This is a genomic window from Enterocloster aldenensis, from assembly GCF_003434055.1.
Classification (GTDB): domain Bacteria; phylum Bacillota; class Clostridia; order Lachnospirales; family Lachnospiraceae; genus Enterocloster; species Enterocloster aldenensis.
The window spans coordinates 231,487-250,521 of sequence record NZ_QVEX01000002.1 but is presented as its reverse complement, the minus strand read 5'-3'; the positions used below and the strand labels follow the sequence as shown (position 1 = coordinate 250,521).

The following is a 19,035-nucleotide window of genomic DNA, read 5'->3' as shown; positions in this document are numbered from 1 at the left end:
GAGACAATGTGAGTAATGAATAAAGAATTATATCAGATATGGAAACGTTTTGTTTCCTTGATTTTAACAATCTGCCTGATTGTGGGACTTGGGTCGTCACATCTGGCAATGGTTGCATATGCCTCCACGGAGCTTCCCAATGAGAATCTGGGAAATGGAGCCAGCGAGGGAACGGCTTATGCATGGATTGGACCAAGAGGCGGAACCGGGGAAAATCCCTCCGGTAACTCATACCGTTTCGACCTGTGCGGTCTGCAGGCAGGACAGACAGGGTATAGCACAAGCGGTATTAAGACTTCTTATAGCTGGCAGGGGTACGCCACCTATATCCAGGTAGATAACGGAACAAAATATAAGGCCAATGGAAATGCCAATGGCTCGGTGGAAGATTTGACCAATATGGGAATTGAATTAAAGATTGCCCTTTCGTCAAGCCCGGACAATAAATATGTGTTTGTAGATTATTATGTCTACGACAAGACTGGTCAGGGCGGAACCACGGGCAGGTCCGTAAAACTGGGAACAGGCACGGACGTCATGATTGGCGGCAGCAGGGAAGATGATTATGCTACGGTTTATAAAAATAACCGGGGTTTCCATATGGTGAATCAGTATGTGAAAACCACCTTTGACTGTATCACTAATGACAGCAGTCTTGGTGTTACACCCCCAACTACAAGGTGGATTGGACACTATAGCAGCTGGGGAGGCAATGTATTTAATGAAGGCGGCGGGGATTCCCTGAGCGGGACTGACTCCGGTATGGCCTATTCCTGGCATTTCCAGCTTCATCCATATGAGATGGTACATAAACGGGTTGCATTTGCAATCAGGGACACGTCTTACTACGTATCAGAATCCGGGGTGGATTCAACTGCTGCCGACGGCACCTACAGCAGTCCCTTTAAAACAATCGAATATGCCATGGGGCAGATAGGGAATAAGAAAGGATACATCTATATCATGGATTATCCGGATATTACGGCCCCCATTACGGTCTCCGGTTCCAGTAAGGATATCACCATAGCCAGTACGGATTATGACAGGAACGGCAACCCTACCAACGAGGATGCGGATTATATCAAGACATTGAGACGCGCCGGTTCCTATACCGGGCCGATTTTTGACGTGACAGGGGCAACCCTGAAACTGACGGACCTTGTTTTGGACGGCAACGGCAATGTAAGCAGCAATCCACTTGTATCAGCAGGTTCTGGCCGGATAGAGATAAACAGCGGGGCGGAACTTAGGAACTGTCATGGGGACAGCGCAAGCCAGGGCAGCGCCCTCAATGTAACGGGAAGCGCGGCCCTCTCCATGAACTACGGCAAGGTATCCGGAAACCTGTCAGAAGGAAAGGGCGCTGTTTACTTTAACAGCACGGGAAGGTTTGATGTGCTCAATGATGTTATGATAGAGGACAACACAACCTCCTCAGGCGCCAAGGCCAATATATATCTGGAAACAGGACGGACCATTACAGTGACAGGCGACCTGAACGCTTCAAGGATTGGGGTCACCACGGCCCGGCAGCCGGCTGCCTCTCCGGGAGGAATCTCCACGGAAACCGGACAGGAGATAAAAATAGCGGTGCCCTTGTCAGGGAGCGGCGTGGATACGGCTCCAAGCCCCTTTGCGGATAATTTTTTCGCAGACCAGGCAAAAGCTGACGGCACCGGTGTGTATGTGTCAGTGGGAACAAGGAACCTGCCTGGTGCAGGAACGGGAAATGATAAAAATGCAGTAATCAAACGGAACGGGCTTCAAATCAGCTTTGTTGTGAAAGATGCACAGACAGGCGGTTCCATTCCCGGCGTTACCCCGATTCCCCCGGTTTCCAAGGGCTCGGGAGAACCGGTGGATATTGCGCCTGGGCCGGCAATCACGGGATACGAGCTGTCCAACGTGGTCATTGAACAGGGGACACCGCCGTCCCTGACGGCAGACCTGACGCCGGGGTCGGCAGACTTTGGCAGGATTACGGGAACCATGCCCAACCAGGATGTGGCAGTGAATTATGAATACCAAAAGGTGGGGTCACAAATCATATTCAACAGCAACGGAGGGACACCGGAACCAGAGACCTTGGTCGGTACTGCCGGGAATCCGGTCAATTCACTGCTTCCGACAACTACACGGTATGGTTACATATTTAAAGGCTGGAGTTCGGTAAATGACTGGGACAATCCCCAGTTTATCGACAGGCTGCCGGCTGTTTACCCGGAGACGCCTGTAACCTACTATGCAATATTTGAGGCGGACCCCAGTGTTAAGTTTAATTATACGGTAGAGCATTCCAATGTCTCAGGGGACATCATGTTTGATACAAATACCCTGGACAGCGCCTATAGCGTGGAAGCGCCGATTCTGGAGGAGAAAAAAACGGTCAGGGGATATGACTGGAGCAGGGATGATTCCAGCACAACCCCGTCGGAATATAACTTCAGCGGTACATCAGTGCCCATAGGCCAGTTTGACGGTGCAGGCACGTTTAACGGAAAGATGCCGGGGCAGGATGCAACCATACGCTACAGCTACAAAGTGAGATATGATGACCCCAATGCCAGGTCCCTGTTCGAGGTCCTGCATGAAACCAATAACGGGACCACGGTATCTGCTGCCCAGCCAGGTCTGTACTATCCGGAAAATGAAATCACTGCCCAGCCCGCACAGGTTTACGGCTATCAGTGCATCGGTTACCGGTTCGACCTGGGAGATGAGGCAGGCGAACTGGCGGACGGCCTGGTAAACGGCGTGCGAGGGGATTTTGATGAAAGCTTAATGTTCAGCGGCATCATGCCCAACCAGCCGGTGCGCCTTGTCTACCTGTATGAATCATCCATCCAGGGATATGGGATAGCTGTCAAATATGAAGACAACGGGACCGCGGACAGCCGCTTAAAGGACATCATACCTCCTGAGAATTCAGGACCTTATGCAGCGGACAGCGATGTGCAAGGCGTATACCGGGAGCAGTATGGATACAGCCTGGAATCACACACGGTCAGGCCGGCGGATTCACAGATACAGTTTGGCGGCAATGACTGGTCCGGAATCATGCCCAATGATGAAGTCACAATTACGTATAAACATGACAGGATCCCGGCGCTGTGGGGAGATATCACATATAAGCCCGGCGCAAACGGAACCCTGCAGGGAGGAAGCAGCATATCCCAGGATGTGCAGGCATTGTCAGGCGGAAGATTTAAGGCCAGCGTACTGTTGGACGACGGTTCGTCTGCGGGGCAGGAGCAGTCCTATACCTTGGCTGCCATAAAGGAACGGCGGCTTATGCCGGAAACCCGGCCGGTGAACAATTATTACCGCTTCGGAGGCTGGTTTATTGACACGGATGGAAACGGGATCCTGGACAACGGGGAAACAATCCTGCCCCAGGATTACCGGTTCGCGGCTTCGGCAACCATAACCGCCTATTTTGAAGAGAATCCGGATGCCTGGATCAATATCAGTTTTGCAGCAGGCAGCCATGGTTCCATTGATGCAGGGCAGCCCCTGACCCTGCGCACCACCTTTGATAAGAAATGGGGGGACATTACGGCAAGCCTTCCTTCCTATACACCGGAGGTAAACTATCTGGTGGATGACTGGTATGTACAGGGCGAACCGGTGGACGGTGATATGGACCTGGTAAACGGCCAGACCTATACTATCCAGTTCTATCCGGACCCGGCCATCTTCGGCACGGAGGTGACGGACCCGGAACCGGCAGCAGGACTTAACAGCCAGGGCAAGGGACGCATCACGGTATTCGGCACCACACAGGGGTATAAATATATCCTTACGGACCTTGATGGTAAGGTGCTGGCAGTCAACAAGGGCAACATACTTACAAGCCGCACCGTATTTGACAACCTGTATCCCGGCATGCGTTATCTGGTATACGAGGCAACCGGACAGACAACGGTACAGACCGGAAACATGATTGGGGATGTGGAAGGTACGCTCAGCAACGGTGTGGAGGTATTGACACCGGTGGTGGATACCAACTATAAGATCCTATATGACGAAGAAGACGAGGGTAAGACGAGGCTGATTATCCGGCCGGCGGACCCGGCATCGGATTATGCGGTACTGGACAGCAGCGGCCATGTGGTAACCACGCCCCAGACCGGCGCAGGCGGATGGCAGGGGGTGTCAGGCAACCCGGGAAGCGTAAGCTTTGGCGGTCTTGACTATAACAAGGAGTATACGGTGGTGGCCCGTCCAAAAGGCCTAAGCGCAGTCACTGCGGAAAGCTGCCTGGAAGATGGCAGCGTCATCACTACGGATCCGGGCGGCGACCTGGAACTTCCGGCCTACATCATCGAAACACTGAACGGCGAGGTGGTAAGCGTGGGGGATGAAGCCGTAGGGGAAGAACGTTATGAAGAGGCCCACAAAGGCGATTTAGTGAAAATCAAGGCGGAAGCAGTTAACGATGAAAACCGTCCCTTCTCCCACTGGAAGTTCATCATCGGCTCGGTTGAAGGTATGGAAAACAGGATTAATTCCAGGGAAGCCAGCTTCACCATGCCGGATACGAACCTGGTCCTGACAGCAGTATATGAACGGGCGGCAACCCCAAGCAACGCCACTGTGGTGGACGAGGTACGGGGAGGCAGCCGTGAGGAACTGGCCCTGGATCCGGGAGAGATACCGATTCTGGAGGATGAGCTTACCACGGACGCGGACCGGGAGCTGCTGGACGTAAACCATGCGGACGTGACCTATAAGGTGGTATATAGAAAGAACAGCGTACGCGCATCGGAATCCAATGCCATCAAGATGGGAGGCAGCTACGATACGGACCATGAAGCATCCTACAAGGCGGCCTGGGGTCTGGACGTTTCCATCGAAAGATATGTGAACGGCAGGAAGGTTAACCGTGCAAGCGCATCGGAGGCATCCTTCAATACGTATGTGCAGTTAGGCAGGCAGGATGTGGATATGATGGACTACCAGCTGTATGAAATCAGCGGGGACCCGGATACGGAAATGGTGGTAAGCCTGGTGCCTATGGATTATGAACCGGAAGAAACGGGCGGCCTGTTCACCTTCACTGCCACGGAAGGACGGCGGTACATAATGGTGTATAACCGCGCGTACCGGGTGTATTTCCTCAATAACACGGCCCCGGATATCTACCGCTACTGGTTCAAGGTGCGCAGGGAGGAGTCCCCGGCAGATTCCTATTATGAGTCAGAGTATGGGGGACTGGAAGCGCAGCTTGACTATTTCATCAGCCCGGCAGGGGCGGAGTACAGCTATCTGGGCTGGAGTTACCGCCAGGACCGTTACAGGGAGTTTGAACCGGACCGCAAGATAACCCGCAAGACCTATGTATACGCATATTATGATAACAATGAGAAAGAATTAGACGATGTCCGCAGGGAGCTGGAGGAGGCTATCCGGGAGTCCATCGGCATAAGCGATGACCATTTCCTGAAGCAGGGCGAGAGCAAGAAGCTGAAGGAGTACATTGAGGCGGCGCTGGAAGTCCTGGACCGTGAAGAACCCAAGGCAACCATCGGCCAGCTGGAGGAAGCCCTGCGCGAGCTGAAGGATAGGACGGCTCCGTACAAGGAACTGCTGGATGGACGGTATGACCACTACGACGACCTTCAGGAAAGCGGGAACAAAGGCGGCAGCAAAGGTGGAGGCGGCGGCGGAGGCGGAAGTAAGAGGGCGCCATTTGCTGGAACCGCGCCATTGAACTATCAGATAGGTACCAACGGCAACTGGGTGGAGAGCACCGGGCCGTCCGGTGAGAGACAGTTGAGTTTCGTGCTCAACGGAGGAACACGCCTGAGCGGCATGTGGGCCAAGCTTTATTATCCTGAAGGAGCCGGACAGGAAGACAGCGGCTGGTATTATTTTGACGACAAGGGTATCATGCAGACTGGCTGGATCCGTGATATGGCAGGAAACTGGTATTACTGCAACACGGAGACTGAATTACCTTACGGGAAAATGATGACAGGCTGGAGACTGGATACAGGAGACGGCAACTGGTATTACCTGGATCCGGCCAGTGGCGTGATGGCCCAGGGCTGGAGGAAGATAGACGGGAAATGGTACTACTTTTCCCCTGTAGGGGCGGGCGTATATGCCTATGACCCCGTCAGACAGCGGTGGACCTATGGAGGCGGCGCAGGACGTCCCTTAGGCGCCATGTATAAGAATGAAATAACACCGGACGGATACCGGACAGACGCCGACGGTGTATGGATTCAGTAGGAGGAACCGGATGAGAAAGAGATATAATATAAAATCAAAGCTGGCAGGGATGCTGGCGGCAGTCATGGTATTTTCCATGGCTGTCCCGGGACACCCGGCGTATGCGGTTGATTTTGGGGATTTGGTTAAGATTAAGTTCAATCCTCAGAATGGGCCGGGAGTACAGCTTTCCAGCTATAGCGGTGTGGCATCCGGCGGGGCCATGGAGGGCAATCTGTTTGTGGCAAGCGGGCAGGCAGGCAGTCCCCTGACCAGTTCCGCCAACTTTGCAGGTTTGCCCACGGATGACTTTGGGTCCGGGGCAAGGCCAAAGGTACCGGATTTTAGCGGTATTACATGGGACGGCTATACATTTGACGGCTGGTATGGAACCAGCGGCAACCGGGTGGAGACACTCCCGTATGCCTTCCCGTATGATTCCGTGACAACCTACAACGCGGTGTGGAAAAGTAATGAGACAACTCCCTATACATTCAGGGTAGAACATTACAGGGACTTTAACACGGCAAGGGATGAGGCGGATGGAAGCAGCGGATGGCCGGCTGATTATGAGGATCCTGATTTAAGGAAATTCTTCGAATCATCCTGGGAAAGTACACAGATGGCCAACAATCCTATTTCCGCAACCTACAGAAGGGATATACCGGGATACCGGTTTAAGTCCGTGCTCTTAAAGAACAATAAAGTCCGCAAATACGGCGAGGCAAGCGGACAGGGCACCATGGAAGAGGGCGGGGCCAGCATCAACACATCCACCAATGCGGTAAGGGGCAGCATGCCCAATGACAGCCTGACAGCGGCTTATCGTTATGAACCTGACCCGGCGAAAAAATTCCAAATCACGGTGCGGTACGTGGATATGGAAGGCAATCAGATTAAAGCACCGGAGAGCAGGACCCTTCCGGTGGAATCCGGCTATGTCATTGAACCGGCAGTCATTAATTCCTATCTGCTTGAATCAGCGGAACTGACTGACGGAGGAATCACGGACCTGGACGGTATGGGCGTCATCTCTGCAGAGGATGCAGGGGTCAGTCTTAATACATCTGACTATTACTTTACAGGAAAGATGCCAAACCAGGCCATAACATTTACCTATCAATATGGACTGGACCCCAGCTTTGAAACCATACTCCGGGTAAAGCGCATGGATAACCACGGCAATATCCTGCGGGAAGAGGAGACGCGGGCCGTGAATCCCGGTGTGCCGGTGGAAGTTGACGTGGATGAAATGCCAGGCTATGTTTATCCTCCTAATATAGTATGGGAGGACAGCCTGTCAGAGGTATCCCTGAACCAGGAGACTAAGAAACTGAACCTGACCCCGAATCTTCAGGGTGGTACCGTAACCATCACCTACACCGAAGACCTGACGGATGAGAACTATTGGGCAAAAGTAGAATTCTACAATGGCCAGAACGGATTCTTTAACGGGAGTACGGCCCCTAAGTTTGTCAAAAAGTCCGGGGACAATACCCTGGCCCAGGTAACGGAAGGGCTTATACCCACGCCTTCATCCCATTACAGTTTTGACGGCTGGTATAAGGCCACATCCAACGGAAGCAATAAAACAGGACCAAAACTGGCAGATGACACGGTAATCAATACCTCCATCAAATTATTTGCGAATTTTGAGGAGACAGAAGGCGAATGGTTTGACCTGAAGTTTGTATCCGGGCCTCACGGCGCCATAGAAGGAAATAAGACAAGCCATGTGGAGATAGGCACATCCTGGTCGTCCCTGATACTTCCCAGCACCCATCCCGATAATTTCTACATGTTTGACGGCTGGTTTGACGAAAACGGGAACAGGATGCAGGGCCCGCAGACTATCAATGCGGACCAGACCTATACGGCAAGGTTCATCCCCATCGGGCTCAGCGATGACAACATACTGACAATGCCGGATGCCCAGGGCACCATAGGCAGCGATGGAAGCGGGAAGGTGGGCGTATCGGGCGCCAACCAAAACCGCAGGTACGCATTGACTGATATGGATTATAAGGTGGTTGGGACCAAACTGGGAAGCCAGTTAAAGAATGCCGGTTTTACCGGGTTAAACCCATGTACAAGCTACTATGTCTATGAGATGATCCAGGGCGCCAACCCGGATGTGGGGGTAATCCTTCCGGAGAACCTGGACCCGGGTACCTTCAGCCCGCCTTCGCGAGTGACGGTACCGGCCCTTGGCAGCAACTACGATGTACAGGACGATGGGACCGGTATGAAACAGGTGGTGGTTGAGCCTGCAGATCCGGGAACCCTGTATGCAATCCTTAATATTGAAGGGGATGTAATGGATGTCCCCGGTGCAGATGAGGACGGATGGGTCATGTCTTCCGGCGCCACGCCGCGTGCCGTTCTTGGCGGGCTGGAGTCAAACCAGTTATACGTGGTGGTTGCAAAGCAGCCGGGAGAGGACACAGGGGCTGCCGATAAGATACTTTTAGGCACCCAGGTAGCGGTCATAGGAAATTCACAGGAACAGCAGGATTATACCATAGCCCTTACAAATGGCGGATTCATCACTAAAATCGTGCGGGGCGGCGTGACCGTTGACTTTGACGACGATAAGACAGCAGTGGTAAAGGCCGGGGATCTGATTTCCCTGGATGCGGAAACCACCAACAGCCAGGGACAGGCATTCCGGCAGTGGAGCGCGCTGATCGGCAGGCTGACACTGGCCGATAAGACCAGGAGGAACCCCACCATCACCATGCCGGAGGGAAACCTGGTGCTTCAGGCAAATTATTATGCCGCAGTGTCGGCAGCGACACCCGGTAATGCTTCCATTGACTATACGCCTAAGACAGGGGCGGTGGCCCTTGACCTGTCAGATGACAGGATGGCGGACCTGATTGACGGACTTACGGATAACAGCAGCGACCAGGACGCCATGACAGCGGGGGTTGACGTGCTCTACACAGTCAAGTTCACCCAGCGGGCGCCCAAGGCATCAGAGTCCGAGGCTGCAAAAGCCGAAGTTGGCAATGATGCGGTAAAGGTACCGTGGACCTTATCGTCCGTACTGACAAGACAGGTGGGAGGCAGCAACAAGGATATCCCGCCCGGTGTGGACAAGGAGCCGGATATCAGGATATACGCTGTCCTTGACCGCAGCATGCGAGGCTATACGGATTACCAGCTGTGGAACGTGGAGGACCTGGACGGGGAATATACATGTACGCAGGTGCCCATGGAGCCGGATCCGGATGACGCGGATTCCGGGTTCACAGGAGTTGTGTCCTTTGATGCAAATGTGGAAGGCACCTATGTACTTACATACCTGAAGGCCCATGAAGTGAGGATCATCGATGATAAGCGTTCCGTGGAACATATAATCAAGGTCAGGTCCGGCACGGCCCTGGAGGATGCCCAGGGATTCATGGACCTGGATATATTCGATGCCTATACGGATCCCATTACCGGGGTTGTATGGGAATATAATGGGCTGGGAAGGACAGCCTCCTCGAACAACGGGTATGACACGGGCGAACCTGTCACAAAGAATCTGACCCTGCATGTGCTCTACCAGATGGAAGATGATACCCAGTGGCAGGAGGCAAGGCAGAAGCTTTTGACCCAGATTTCCATAGCCCAGGCATTAAAGGACAATCCATCGGTAAGCGAAGAGGATAAGGAAGAGTTAAGCGATGCAATTGATATTGCACTGGAAGTTGCCAACAGGATTTACCGTCCGACCGTGGACGAGCTTCTGGACACCTATGATACCTTAAAAGCCCTTGTGGATTCCATCACTTCCGGCGGCAATGATCCTAATGACCCCAATCCGCCGGACAACCCCGATGACCCGGACCATCCGGATAACCCGGACAATCCCAACCGGCCGGGAGGCAACGGCGGAGGCGGCGGAGGCGGCTCACGCGGCGGCTCCGGCGGGGGCAGAAGCCTTGGGCCGGGAACAACCTTTAATGATTACAGGACCTATGCCGTCGGCACGGAAGGACGGTGGGAAAGCATTGGCACGGATGGAAGACAATGGTCCTTTATCCTGAGGAGCGGAAGAACCATCAAAGACCAATGGATCAACATAAAGTACGAGGATGCCCGGCAGACCTGCACCTATCATTTTAATGCGGCCGGTATCATGGATTACGGCTGGTACATGGACGCAGGCGGACACTGGTACTATCTTAATGATAATCTGGGAGCTGACTTTGGACGTTTAGTCATGGGCTGGTACTATGATGCAAAGGACATGAAGTGGTACTATCTGAACCAGTTTACCGGAGGCATGGCAACCGGATGGCAGAAGCTTGGGGAGTACTGGTATTTCTTCAGCACCGGAGGCCAGGACGGAAGGCCGATGGGAACATTATATGTAAATGAAATGACCCCGGATGGATATCCGGTGGATGAAAATGGCAGATGGATGAGGGAAACACCGTAAAACAGGCGATTGAAGTTCCAAACAGATGTCTGCGGTTGTGCTGCAAAGGAGTAGACCATGCTGAGTGAAGAAAAGAGCCGTCAGATTGAAATGGCAGGTACGGACAGGGCATGCATGATGCTTGTGTGTATCAATGGAAATGAAAATAATGTGCCATACGGTATCATTGTGAATTATCATCTGCCCCGTCCTGTAAGCTTTAAAGGAATCCATGGGCTGATACTGGCCCTTGATGAGGTATGCGAAATGGTAGGCGTCCCCATGGCAACCACAGAACCACGTTTCCTGCAAAAGGAAAGGGCGCAGCAGTATCGGGCGCTTAGGGGGAAAACGAAAAATAAGTCCGATAAAGTCCTGGTCAAAGAGGATGTGGCAGGGAAGATGTTCCCCTATGTGACAGCTGCGAAGGCAGTCATCCTGGTCCATGTGCTGTATAGACAGAATTCTTCCATGCAGGGGAGGATCCAGTGCAGTTACACAGGAACGCATTATATCGCATTCCGCAGCGCGCTGGAACTGATGCGTATGCTGGATGAAGCCAATACCTATATGTGCAGGAACCGGAAGAATAAGGATTTAAAGATGTAAAAACAGATGGAGTATCGGAGGCAGCCATGGTATCAGCCATGGCTGCTTCTGGGATTTCCTTAAAGGGAGTAATCATGGATAATAGTAAGAGGACAGGCATTTTAAATATCGTAAGATTCCATTCAGCATGGAAAAATACGAATTGTGCACTGGCAGGTGTTTTCGCAGTCATCATAATTGGGGTGTTCCCCCTTGTGTTCAGGGATTATTACTTTGATATACTGAATTTTAAGACATATTTTTATTATAGGGTTGTAATTATCTTTGCAGCCGTATTCCTGATGGCAAATGGAATCTTTCTGAGCCTGTCAATCTATCTTGGCTGTGTGAGGAATCCGGACAGGAACCGGCTGTTTAACGCCGTTGACTGGTCCATGCTGGATTTCATACTGATAGCAGGGGTATCCACCCTGAAGTCCGTGTCTCCGGTTGCGGCCCTGTTGGGAAGCAATGGGAGGTTTTCCGGCCTTCTGCTGTGGATTACCTATGCGTTCATGTATTTTGCCGTAAGTAAGAACCTGCGGTTAAGACAATGGTATCTGGATCTGTTCCTGGGGGCCGGCATGGCGGCCTGCATCATAGGGATTCTTCAGTATTTTGATATGGATCCCATTGGGTTTAAGAAGCTGATGGATCCGGAACAATACTATATGTTCACATCCACCATTGGGAATATTAACACATATACATCCTATGCAGCCCTGTTGGCCGGGACATCCGCCCTGCTATTCTTTACGGAGGAGGCCGGGATAAGGAAAACATGGTATCTCCTTTGCATGTCAGTCTCGTTCTTTGCACTGATTACCGGAATGAGCGATAATGCCTACCTTGCAATACTGGCCCTGGTTGGGCTTTTACCACTGTACGCGTTCAAGAACCTGAGGGGGGCCAGGACTTATATTTTCATACTTGCAGTGCTGGGGTCGGAATTCTGGATTCTTCCCAGGATGACAAAGCCGTCTTCAGGCGCTGCAGGCCATATGGGAGGATTGTACCGGGTCATATCCGGCTCCCATTACCTGATTGTCCTGGTGGCGGCCCTTTGGGCCATGTACTTCATACTGTGCCGGATGATACAGAGGCTGCCGGATACACACCCCCTTATGCAGGATGGGAACAGGGGGCGGTGGGTCTGGCTGGCGTTCCTGTCCATGGTGGTCATCCTGGCCTGCTTTGCCCTTTATGATGTGAATGTCCGTGGAAATGCAGGAAACTACGGCGGATTGGCGCAGTACCTGGCAATCAATGACGACTGGGGGACGCACCGCTGGTACATATGGAGGATTGGAATGGAGAGCTATGGAGGCTTTCCCTTTACACAGAAACTGTTTGGGGCCGGACCCGATACATATGGTGCGGTTGTCATGGAGAAGTATTATGATGAGATGGTGATGCGCTATGGGGAATTTTTCGACAGCGCCCATAATGAATACCTTCAATATCTGATAACGGTGGGGCTGGCCGGACTTGCGGCCTATCTGGCGTTGCTGGTTACATCCATCCGGAAAATGATCCGTTCGGCAGGGAAACGGCCCTACGTGATGGCAATTGCCTTTGCCGTAATCTGTTATGCCGCCCAGGCAGCGGTCAATATCAGCGTCCCCATCGTGACGCCTGTCATGCTGATGCTGCTGGCCATGGGGGTATCCGGGGAGGATGGGACCGATAAAGGCATCCCAGACTTGATACATAAGCAGGATGGAAAGGAATGAAGAAGATGATAGCAGTTATCCTGATACTTTTAGCCGTATGCATCATAGGAATTGTCGTCTATTGCTGTGCTGCAGGAACAACGCCATACGGACGTCAGGCGGACGATGATGCCCAGATGGAATACCTTCACAGATACACGGAGTCCAGGGAATGATGGGAGCAGTATTACCGGATTTCCTGGATCTTATCAATGTTCCTGATACAGAATAAAAGGAATAGAAGGATATAGAAGAAATAAGGCAGGGAAGGATACTTGAAAAATCAGTTTGCCGGTCATCCGTGTGATGGCCGGCAATTTTTTTCATGTAACATACCATTAAAATGTTTTGGTAATTTAAAAGAAACACTCATTGAACAGGGACTTGAGTTAATCCATGAGGAGGGGATTGAAAAGTTTTCTTTACGAAAGGCGGCGAAGAAAGTCGGTGTATCGGCGGCTGTCTGTTATAATCACTTTGGGAATATTGATGAGCTGCTCATTGAAGCTGATGGGAATACCGTGTCCATCCGCACAAAGGACAATAGTCCCATGTCCCAAATTAATACCGGCATTGTGAAATACCATTTTGAGATTGGCGCCGGAACTGAAAAGCAATGGATATGGGCATGAACGGGTGAGGCTGCTTTGTGGAATATAGGAAGAAATGTGACTTCCCTCATCAATCAGAGGGAACTGGTAAAACTGAGGGAGACACGGACCTTCATGCTCCTAAAGTAATGAAGTGATGTATGTCCTTCCCATGGGACTGCCGCATATTTTTCAAAGCGTTGTGCATCTGGCCTACCGGCTGGTAAAACCGCTGGAACGGCTGACGGAAAGTATGGCAATTGTGGAGACAGGTGATTTCCTGGGGGCCAGGGAATTCCTGGGGACAGGTTACGGCAATGACGAAATCGGACTTCTGACCCAGGAGTTCCAGATGACCCTGGATAAGATTGACAACCTTATCCATGAAAATTATGAGAAACAGATCCTCTTAAAAGATACGGAATACCGGATGCTGCAGGCGCAGATCAATCCCCATTTCCTCTATAATACCCTTAACAGCATTAACTGGATGATCCGTGCCAAGAAGAATGGGGCGGCGGCCAGGATGACCGTGGCGCTGGGGACGATCCTCAGGGCGGCATTGAACCGGGAGCAGTATTTTACCATGGAAGAAGAGCTTCATATGCTGGAGCAGTATATTACAATCCAGGAATACCGCTATCAGAAACGTGCGGTTTTTTCCATCGATGCAAAGGTGGGCGGGCAATATCTGATCCCGCATATGACATTGCAGCCGCTGGTGGAAAATGCCATATACCATGGCGTGGAGAAGATGCTGACTCCATGTACGATTACGGTGACGGTGCGGGAGGAGGACCTTATCCGCATTACTGTCACGGATGATGGTCCGGGAATGACGCCTGAGGAGCTACTGGCCGTGCGCAAATTCACAGCCAGGCCCAAAGGCCATGGCATAGGCCTTAAGAATATTGCAGAGCGGCTGAAGATGGCCTTTTACCAGGAAGCAGGTTTCTGGATAGACAGTACCCCGGACCAGGGGACCACGGTAATCATCACCATTCCGAAAAGGGAGGCGCAGGAAGACGCATGTATAAAGTAATCTTAGTGGATGACGAGGACATTGAGAGGGAGGGGATGGCTGCAATCATGAGAACCTGCTGAATTCCGGTAAAATCAACGATAAGATGGTTGGATTGGTCCTGGCAAGTTCCTACCAGTCCTTTGGATTCAATCCGGACGTGCTGGCAGAGGCAGGACTTAAAGTGCCGGACAGCAGCTGGACCTGGGGAGACATGATTTCCATGGCGGAGACTGTAAAAGAAAAAACAGGAAAGTACGGCATGGCCAATGGACCGGTAGATGATACCAATATCTTTAACTACTGGGTAAGACAGCATGGGGAGGACCTGTTCTCCGATGATAAGAAAGCCATTGGCTATTCCGATGATGCGGTCTGCGCTGACTTCATCCAGATGTGGGCAGACCTGATGGCAAAGGGCGCTGTGCCTAATCCCGACGAATATGCGGCTATCCAGGCCCTTGGACAGGAGGCGGGCCCGGTTGTGACCGGAGACGGCGCGTCCCTGATTGAGTGGAATAACTATGCGTCCAAGGTAAGCGGCGTAAACGATAAGATCCAGATGATTACCCCTCCCATGCTGGAAGCCATGCTGCTGAATAAGGACCACAAGTGCCTTGGCCTTTACCGGACGCTCTACTACGTCCCGTCCATTATTGGCGGAAGTATTGCTGTATCGGTTGTGTGGAAACAGATTTTCGGAAATAAAGGCGTGGTCATGACCTTGTTATCCGTATTTGGCATCCATCAGGCCACCTCCTTTCTGGGCAATCCCAAGACAGCGCTCAGCATTATCATCCTGATGGGCGTCTGGCAGTTTGGTTCATCTATGTTGTATCTGGACCCGAACTCATATAACAACTACGGAGGCCTGTTCGCTATGTCGGTAATCTCGCTGCTTCCGGTAATCCTGTTCTTTATCATTTTCCAGCGGTATCTGGTGGATGGGATTGCAATGGACGGAATCAAGGGATAGTATACAGGAGAGGAGAAAAAAGATGGACCTGTTCAGGGGAAGTATTGTCGTGGACGCTAAGTCCTTTCTGGGTGTCCTGAATATGGGATTGAACCGGATTATAAGACTTAAGGTCTATGCAGAAGATTATGGAGATATGTATCAGGATATCAAGCAGTTCATTGTATCGCAATAAGCGGGGAAACCATGGATAAAATGAAAGGCCGGACAGCGGATGTGTGGACTGAGATACAGACGGTCGTCGTGGGGAATAGGGTGACCGTATTCTGGGGTAAACCGGAAGAATGGATACCGGGCTGCCGTTTCCAGGTCTATGTAGACGGTGTATTACAGCAGACCGTGGTAAAAACCCATGCAGGCTTTACTGTGCCGGAGACACAGCGGCAGTGCCATGTAAAGGTAAAGATGGTTGGGATGGAAGCGGTGGACCCGGCAGGAGTAAACCCGGCGGAAGCAGACCCGGCAGTTCTATGGGAACTGCCGGGGAAAGACATACAACTTGAAGCGGGAAGACGGCGCGTGGATATTACCAAAGAGCCATACCTGGCCAAGGGAGATGGGAAGACCCTGAATACCAGGGCAATCCAAAAAGCAATCGATGAATGCGGCCCGAAGGACATGGTCTATATACCCCCAGGTGTATTCATGACCGGAGCGCTCCGGCTTCATAGCAACATGATGCTATACATAGAAAAGGATGCCACGCTACAGGGAACAGACATTCCAAAGGACTATCTTCCCAGAATCAGGAGCCGGTTTGAGGGTACGGAGATGGAGTGCTACAGCAGTCTTCTGAACCTGGGGGAACTTGACCGGGATGGCGGTTATAATTGCCGTAACGTGGTAATCTGCGGAGGCGGGACCATTGCCAGCGGCGGCAGGGAACTGGCGCGGCGTGTGATTGAGTCGGAACGTGAACGGCTGAAGGACTATCTTACGGAGCTGGGCGACGGGGGACGGGCGTATGAGAATCCTGACACAATACCCGGACGGGTGCGCCCGCGCCTGATTCATATGAGCAATTGCCGGAATGTGGTGTTATCCGGGCTTACGCTTAAAAATGGCGCAAGCTGGAATGTACAAATGATTTATTCGGACGCAGTTGTGACAAATGCCTGTCAGTTCCATTCGGAGGGCGTCTGGAATGGAGATGGCTGGGACCCGGATTCCTCCACGAACTGCACGGTGTTTGATTGCAATTTTTATACGGGAGATGATTCTGTTGCAATTAAATCCGGCAAAAATCCCGAAGGGAACAGAATCAACCGGCCAAGCAGACACATCCGTATTTTTGGCTGCCGAAGCGTCTGCGGACACGGTATTGCCATTGGAAGTGAGATTTCAGGCGGAATTGAAGACGTCTGCATCTGGGATTGCGACCTGTCTGGTTCCAGGTATGGGATTGAGATTAAGGCAACGAAAAAACGGGGCGGCTATGTGCGGGAAGTCCATGTGAGGGATTGCGTGATTCCCAGACTGATGATTCATTCCGTAGATTATAATGATGATGGAGCAGGTTCCGAAGTCCCTCCTGTTTTTGAAAATTACAGTTTTGAAAGACTCCATATCCAGGGACGTTATATGGATGGGGGAGAGGGATGGAGGAACTGTAATGCAATGGAACTGTGCAGGTTTGATGAACCTGGATATGAGTTGAAACAGATTGTGTTCCGGGAAATCATGTTGGGAAATGAGGAGGGCGGCAAAGAGGGGATAGTGATGCGGTATTGTAAGGGCGTTGTGTTTGAAGATATCGGGGCAGTTATGAAGGAACCATTGCAAAAGAACTGACCCTCTTGGGAAATACCGAAAGGTATGGATATACGGGGATAACAATATCTATTCAAATGCCCGTTCTAAAACAGGATCCGACTCATTTACATTAGGGTGCTGATGTGAATGAGATGGAAAAAACACCTTGGCTTCTGAAACTGTCATTCAGGAACCAGGGTGTTTTCCATAAGCAGATAACACGGACACTATTCGATTTAAAGGTTAACAGTTATATTTTGTATCCTGGCATTGTCTGCATTGCAGACATTTTACTGATTTCTTTTCATAATTCAGAAGATTGAACATCCCCCATCGTTTAATTTCTTTAAAGACATTTAAAAGGCTTTCGCCCATATCAGTCAGGACATACTCAACATTAGGGGGCATTTCACTGATGACAATCCGTTCGATAATGCCGTCCTCCTCCATTTCTTTCAGCTGCTGCGACAGTACTTTCGGGGAAATATCAGGGATATTTTTTAATATCTGTCCGAATCTTATATTGGAATGCAGCAATTCTTTTATGATCCTTAATTTCCATTTCCCGTTAATCATTCTTAGTGTGGTTTCAATAGGGCATTGTGCCTCTTCCGTATTCATGATAAGTCCCCCTCCGTTGATTGAATATTCCGATTACTTTTAGGTAATTGCTTACATTTTGGTGAATGGTTACATTAAAGTGCGTAATTGACTGAAATTGCATAATGATATATTATCAAATTACAACAAACAATTCAAGGCATTCAAACCGGTTGTATGCAAAAATATGAAGTGAATAAGGAGAAGTTAAATGATGGAAGAAAATGTAAAACTGGTAGGAAAAATCGAGGAGTTACCCACTGTGGATGCATCTAATTTTATCCTGGGAGCAGAAAAGCGCATTGTTTTTGGACCGGATGGCCGGTTCTGGGACAGCCATGTCATGAGAAGCTTCCTTCTGGACCCGTTTTCAGTAGCCCCGCCAAACAGCCACCCATGGGCACATTGGGCGCTGTGCATTGGCGGAGAGGGGAAATTTGTAATCGATGGGACGGAGTATGACATTGAAAGCGGTTCATGGATGCATGTTCCTGGTGGTTTAGAGCATACATTCTGGAATACCTCCAAAACTGAGAAATTACATATCCTTTGCATTGTACCAAAAGAGGGAGATGTAAACCCATTAAATGGGCAGGGAGGATTCTGCTAATAAGTCATTTACCATATATACCCCTTCCTTTGGAGGGGGTATTGCAATATACGATGTAATGGCAGGTTTGTAAGTTAAAGTGAGAAAGGAATTAATAATGGCGATAAAGACATATCAGGTTTCAGTAAATCAGGTTAATGGAGTCAAAATGGAAATAGAAGCGCGGTCACATAAGATTATAGTGGATGAGCCGCTTACTGCAGGGGGGACGGATGAAGGTATGAATCCAGTGGAGATAATGCTGGGAAGCCTTGGTGCCTGCCAGGCCATTACGACCGCTATTTTTGCAAAAATGTACGGGATTAAAATTGATGGAATAAGGGTTGAAGTGGAAGGCGACAAGGATTCAGACGGGATATCAGGTGCCGATCCGAATGTACGCCCCGGCTTTCAGAACATCCGGTTCCACTATTATGTGAAGAGCAACATGCCGGAAGAAAGGATCGGTCAGCTGTTAAGCATTGCAGAAAGGAAATGCCCGGTAGGCGACTCAATCAATCATGGCGTACCATTTGACGAACCGGCATTAACCATGGTGGAGTAAAGGCTCCTGAAACTG

At 50.9% G+C, this 19,035-nt stretch carries 12 protein-coding genes and 1 pseudogene; 12 read left to right on the top strand and 1 reads right to left on the bottom strand.

The genetic code is table 11. The annotated features are described in order from the left end of the window. Positions 1 to 15: 15 nt before the first annotated feature. The 10 genes and pseudogenes from DWX59_RS07480 (at position 16) to DWX59_RS07445 (ending at position 17,305) form a co-directional block, all read left to right on the top strand. A complete protein-coding gene (locus DWX59_RS07480) occupies positions 16 to 6,237 on the top strand; it encodes an InlB B-repeat-containing protein (RefSeq protein ID WP_117557668.1) in 6,222 nt (2,073 codons plus the stop codon). A gap of 10 nt (positions 6,238 to 6,247) precedes the next feature. Further along, positions 6,248 to 10,648 carry an InlB B-repeat-containing protein gene (locus DWX59_RS07475; RefSeq protein WP_117557666.1) on the top strand — a complete coding sequence of 1,467 codons (4,401 nt, stop codon included), beginning with the start codon at positions 6,248 to 6,250 and terminating at the stop codon, positions 10,646 to 10,648. 57 nt (positions 10,649 to 10,705) lie between these two features. Further along, the gene (locus tag DWX59_RS07470; protein ID WP_117557663.1) at positions 10,706 to 11,236 is read left to right on the top strand and encodes a hypothetical protein; all 531 of its coding nucleotides are present in this window, start codon (positions 10,706 to 10,708) and stop codon (positions 11,234 to 11,236) included. 26 nt (positions 11,237 to 11,262) lie between these two features. Continuing rightward, a complete protein-coding gene (locus DWX59_RS07465; protein WP_235844950.1) occupies positions 11,263 to 12,948 on the top strand; it encodes an O-antigen ligase family protein in 1,686 nt (561 codons plus the stop codon). Beyond that, the gene (locus tag DWX59_RS28650) at positions 12,945 to 13,103 is read left to right on the top strand and encodes a hypothetical protein (protein WP_166460180.1); all 159 of its coding nucleotides are present in this window, start codon (positions 12,945 to 12,947) and stop codon (positions 13,101 to 13,103) included. The genes DWX59_RS07465 and DWX59_RS28650 overlap by 4 nt, the downstream gene beginning before the upstream one ends. 156 nt (positions 13,104 to 13,259) lie before the next feature. After that, a pseudogene (locus DWX59_RS29005) lies at positions 13,260 to 13,433 on the top strand (TetR/AcrR family transcriptional regulator); the annotation flags it as partial. Positions 13,434 to 13,719: 286 nt separating this feature from the next. Then, positions 13,720 to 14,559 carry a sensor histidine kinase gene (locus tag DWX59_RS07455; RefSeq protein WP_235844949.1) on the top strand — a complete coding sequence of 280 codons (840 nt, stop codon included), beginning with the start codon at positions 13,720 to 13,722 and terminating at the stop codon, positions 14,557 to 14,559. A gap of 85 nt (positions 14,560 to 14,644) precedes the next feature. Further along, entirely contained in the window at positions 14,645 to 15,514 is an 870-nt protein-coding gene (locus DWX59_RS07450) for an extracellular solute-binding protein (RefSeq protein WP_207660408.1), read from the top strand. Between the two features lie 22 nt (positions 15,515 to 15,536). Next, positions 15,537 to 15,689, top strand: a complete 153-nt coding sequence (locus DWX59_RS28645) for a hypothetical protein (RefSeq protein ID WP_166460187.1) — start codon at positions 15,537 to 15,539, stop codon at positions 15,687 to 15,689. 11 nt (positions 15,690 to 15,700) lie between these two features. Then, positions 15,701 to 17,305 (top strand): glycoside hydrolase family 28 protein, encoded by a 1,605-nt coding sequence (locus DWX59_RS07445; protein ID WP_117557659.1) that lies wholly within the window; start codon positions 15,701 to 15,703, stop codon positions 17,303 to 17,305. Between the two features lie 204 nt (positions 17,306 to 17,509). Here DWX59_RS07445 and DWX59_RS07440 read toward each other — a convergent pair whose 3' ends face one another. After that, positions 17,510 to 17,887, bottom strand: a complete 378-nt coding sequence (locus tag DWX59_RS07440; protein WP_025486764.1) for a winged helix-turn-helix transcriptional regulator — start codon at positions 17,885 to 17,887, stop codon at positions 17,510 to 17,512. A 190-nt stretch (positions 17,888 to 18,077) separates the two neighbouring features. Between DWX59_RS07440 and DWX59_RS07435 the strand changes: the two genes are divergently transcribed. Further along, complete coding sequence (locus DWX59_RS07435; protein WP_025486765.1) at positions 18,078 to 18,476, top strand: cupin domain-containing protein; 399 nt, start codon at positions 18,078 to 18,080, stop codon at positions 18,474 to 18,476. A 148-nt stretch (positions 18,477 to 18,624) separates the two neighbouring features. Further along, on the top strand, positions 18,625 to 19,020 hold the full coding sequence (locus DWX59_RS07430; protein WP_207660407.1) for an OsmC family protein: 396 nt from the start codon (positions 18,625 to 18,627) through the stop codon (positions 19,018 to 19,020). The last annotated feature ends 15 nt before the right edge of the window (positions 19,021 to 19,035 follow it).

Coding starts and splice junctions, on each gene's coding strand:
- DWX59_RS07445 (WP_117557659.1), top strand. CDS start 15,701: ATGGATAAAATGAAAGGCCGGACAGCGGATGTGTGGACTGAGATACAG.
- DWX59_RS07480 (WP_117557668.1), top strand. CDS start 16: ATGAATAAAGAATTATATCAGATATGGAAACGTTTTGTTTCCTTGATT.
- DWX59_RS07435 (WP_025486765.1), top strand. CDS start 18,078: ATGATGGAAGAAAATGTAAAACTGGTAGGAAAAATCGAGGAGTTACCC.
- DWX59_RS07430 (WP_207660407.1), top strand. CDS start 18,625: ATGGAAATAGAAGCGCGGTCACATAAGATTATAGTGGATGAGCCGCTT.
- DWX59_RS28645 (WP_166460187.1), top strand. CDS start 15,537: ATGGACCTGTTCAGGGGAAGTATTGTCGTGGACGCTAAGTCCTTTCTG.
- DWX59_RS07440 (WP_025486764.1), bottom strand. CDS start 17,887: ATGAATACGGAAGAGGCACAATGCCCTATTGAAACCACACTAAGAATG.
- DWX59_RS07470 (WP_117557663.1), top strand. CDS start 10,706: ATGCTGAGTGAAGAAAAGAGCCGTCAGATTGAAATGGCAGGTACGGAC.
- DWX59_RS07475 (WP_117557666.1), top strand. CDS start 6,248: ATGAGAAAGAGATATAATATAAAATCAAAGCTGGCAGGGATGCTGGCG.
- DWX59_RS07465 (WP_235844950.1), top strand. CDS start 11,263: ATGGTATCAGCCATGGCTGCTTCTGGGATTTCCTTAAAGGGAGTAATC.
- DWX59_RS28650 (WP_166460180.1), top strand. CDS start 12,945: ATGAAGAAGATGATAGCAGTTATCCTGATACTTTTAGCCGTATGCATC.
- DWX59_RS07450 (WP_207660408.1), top strand. CDS start 14,645: ATGGTTGGATTGGTCCTGGCAAGTTCCTACCAGTCCTTTGGATTCAAT.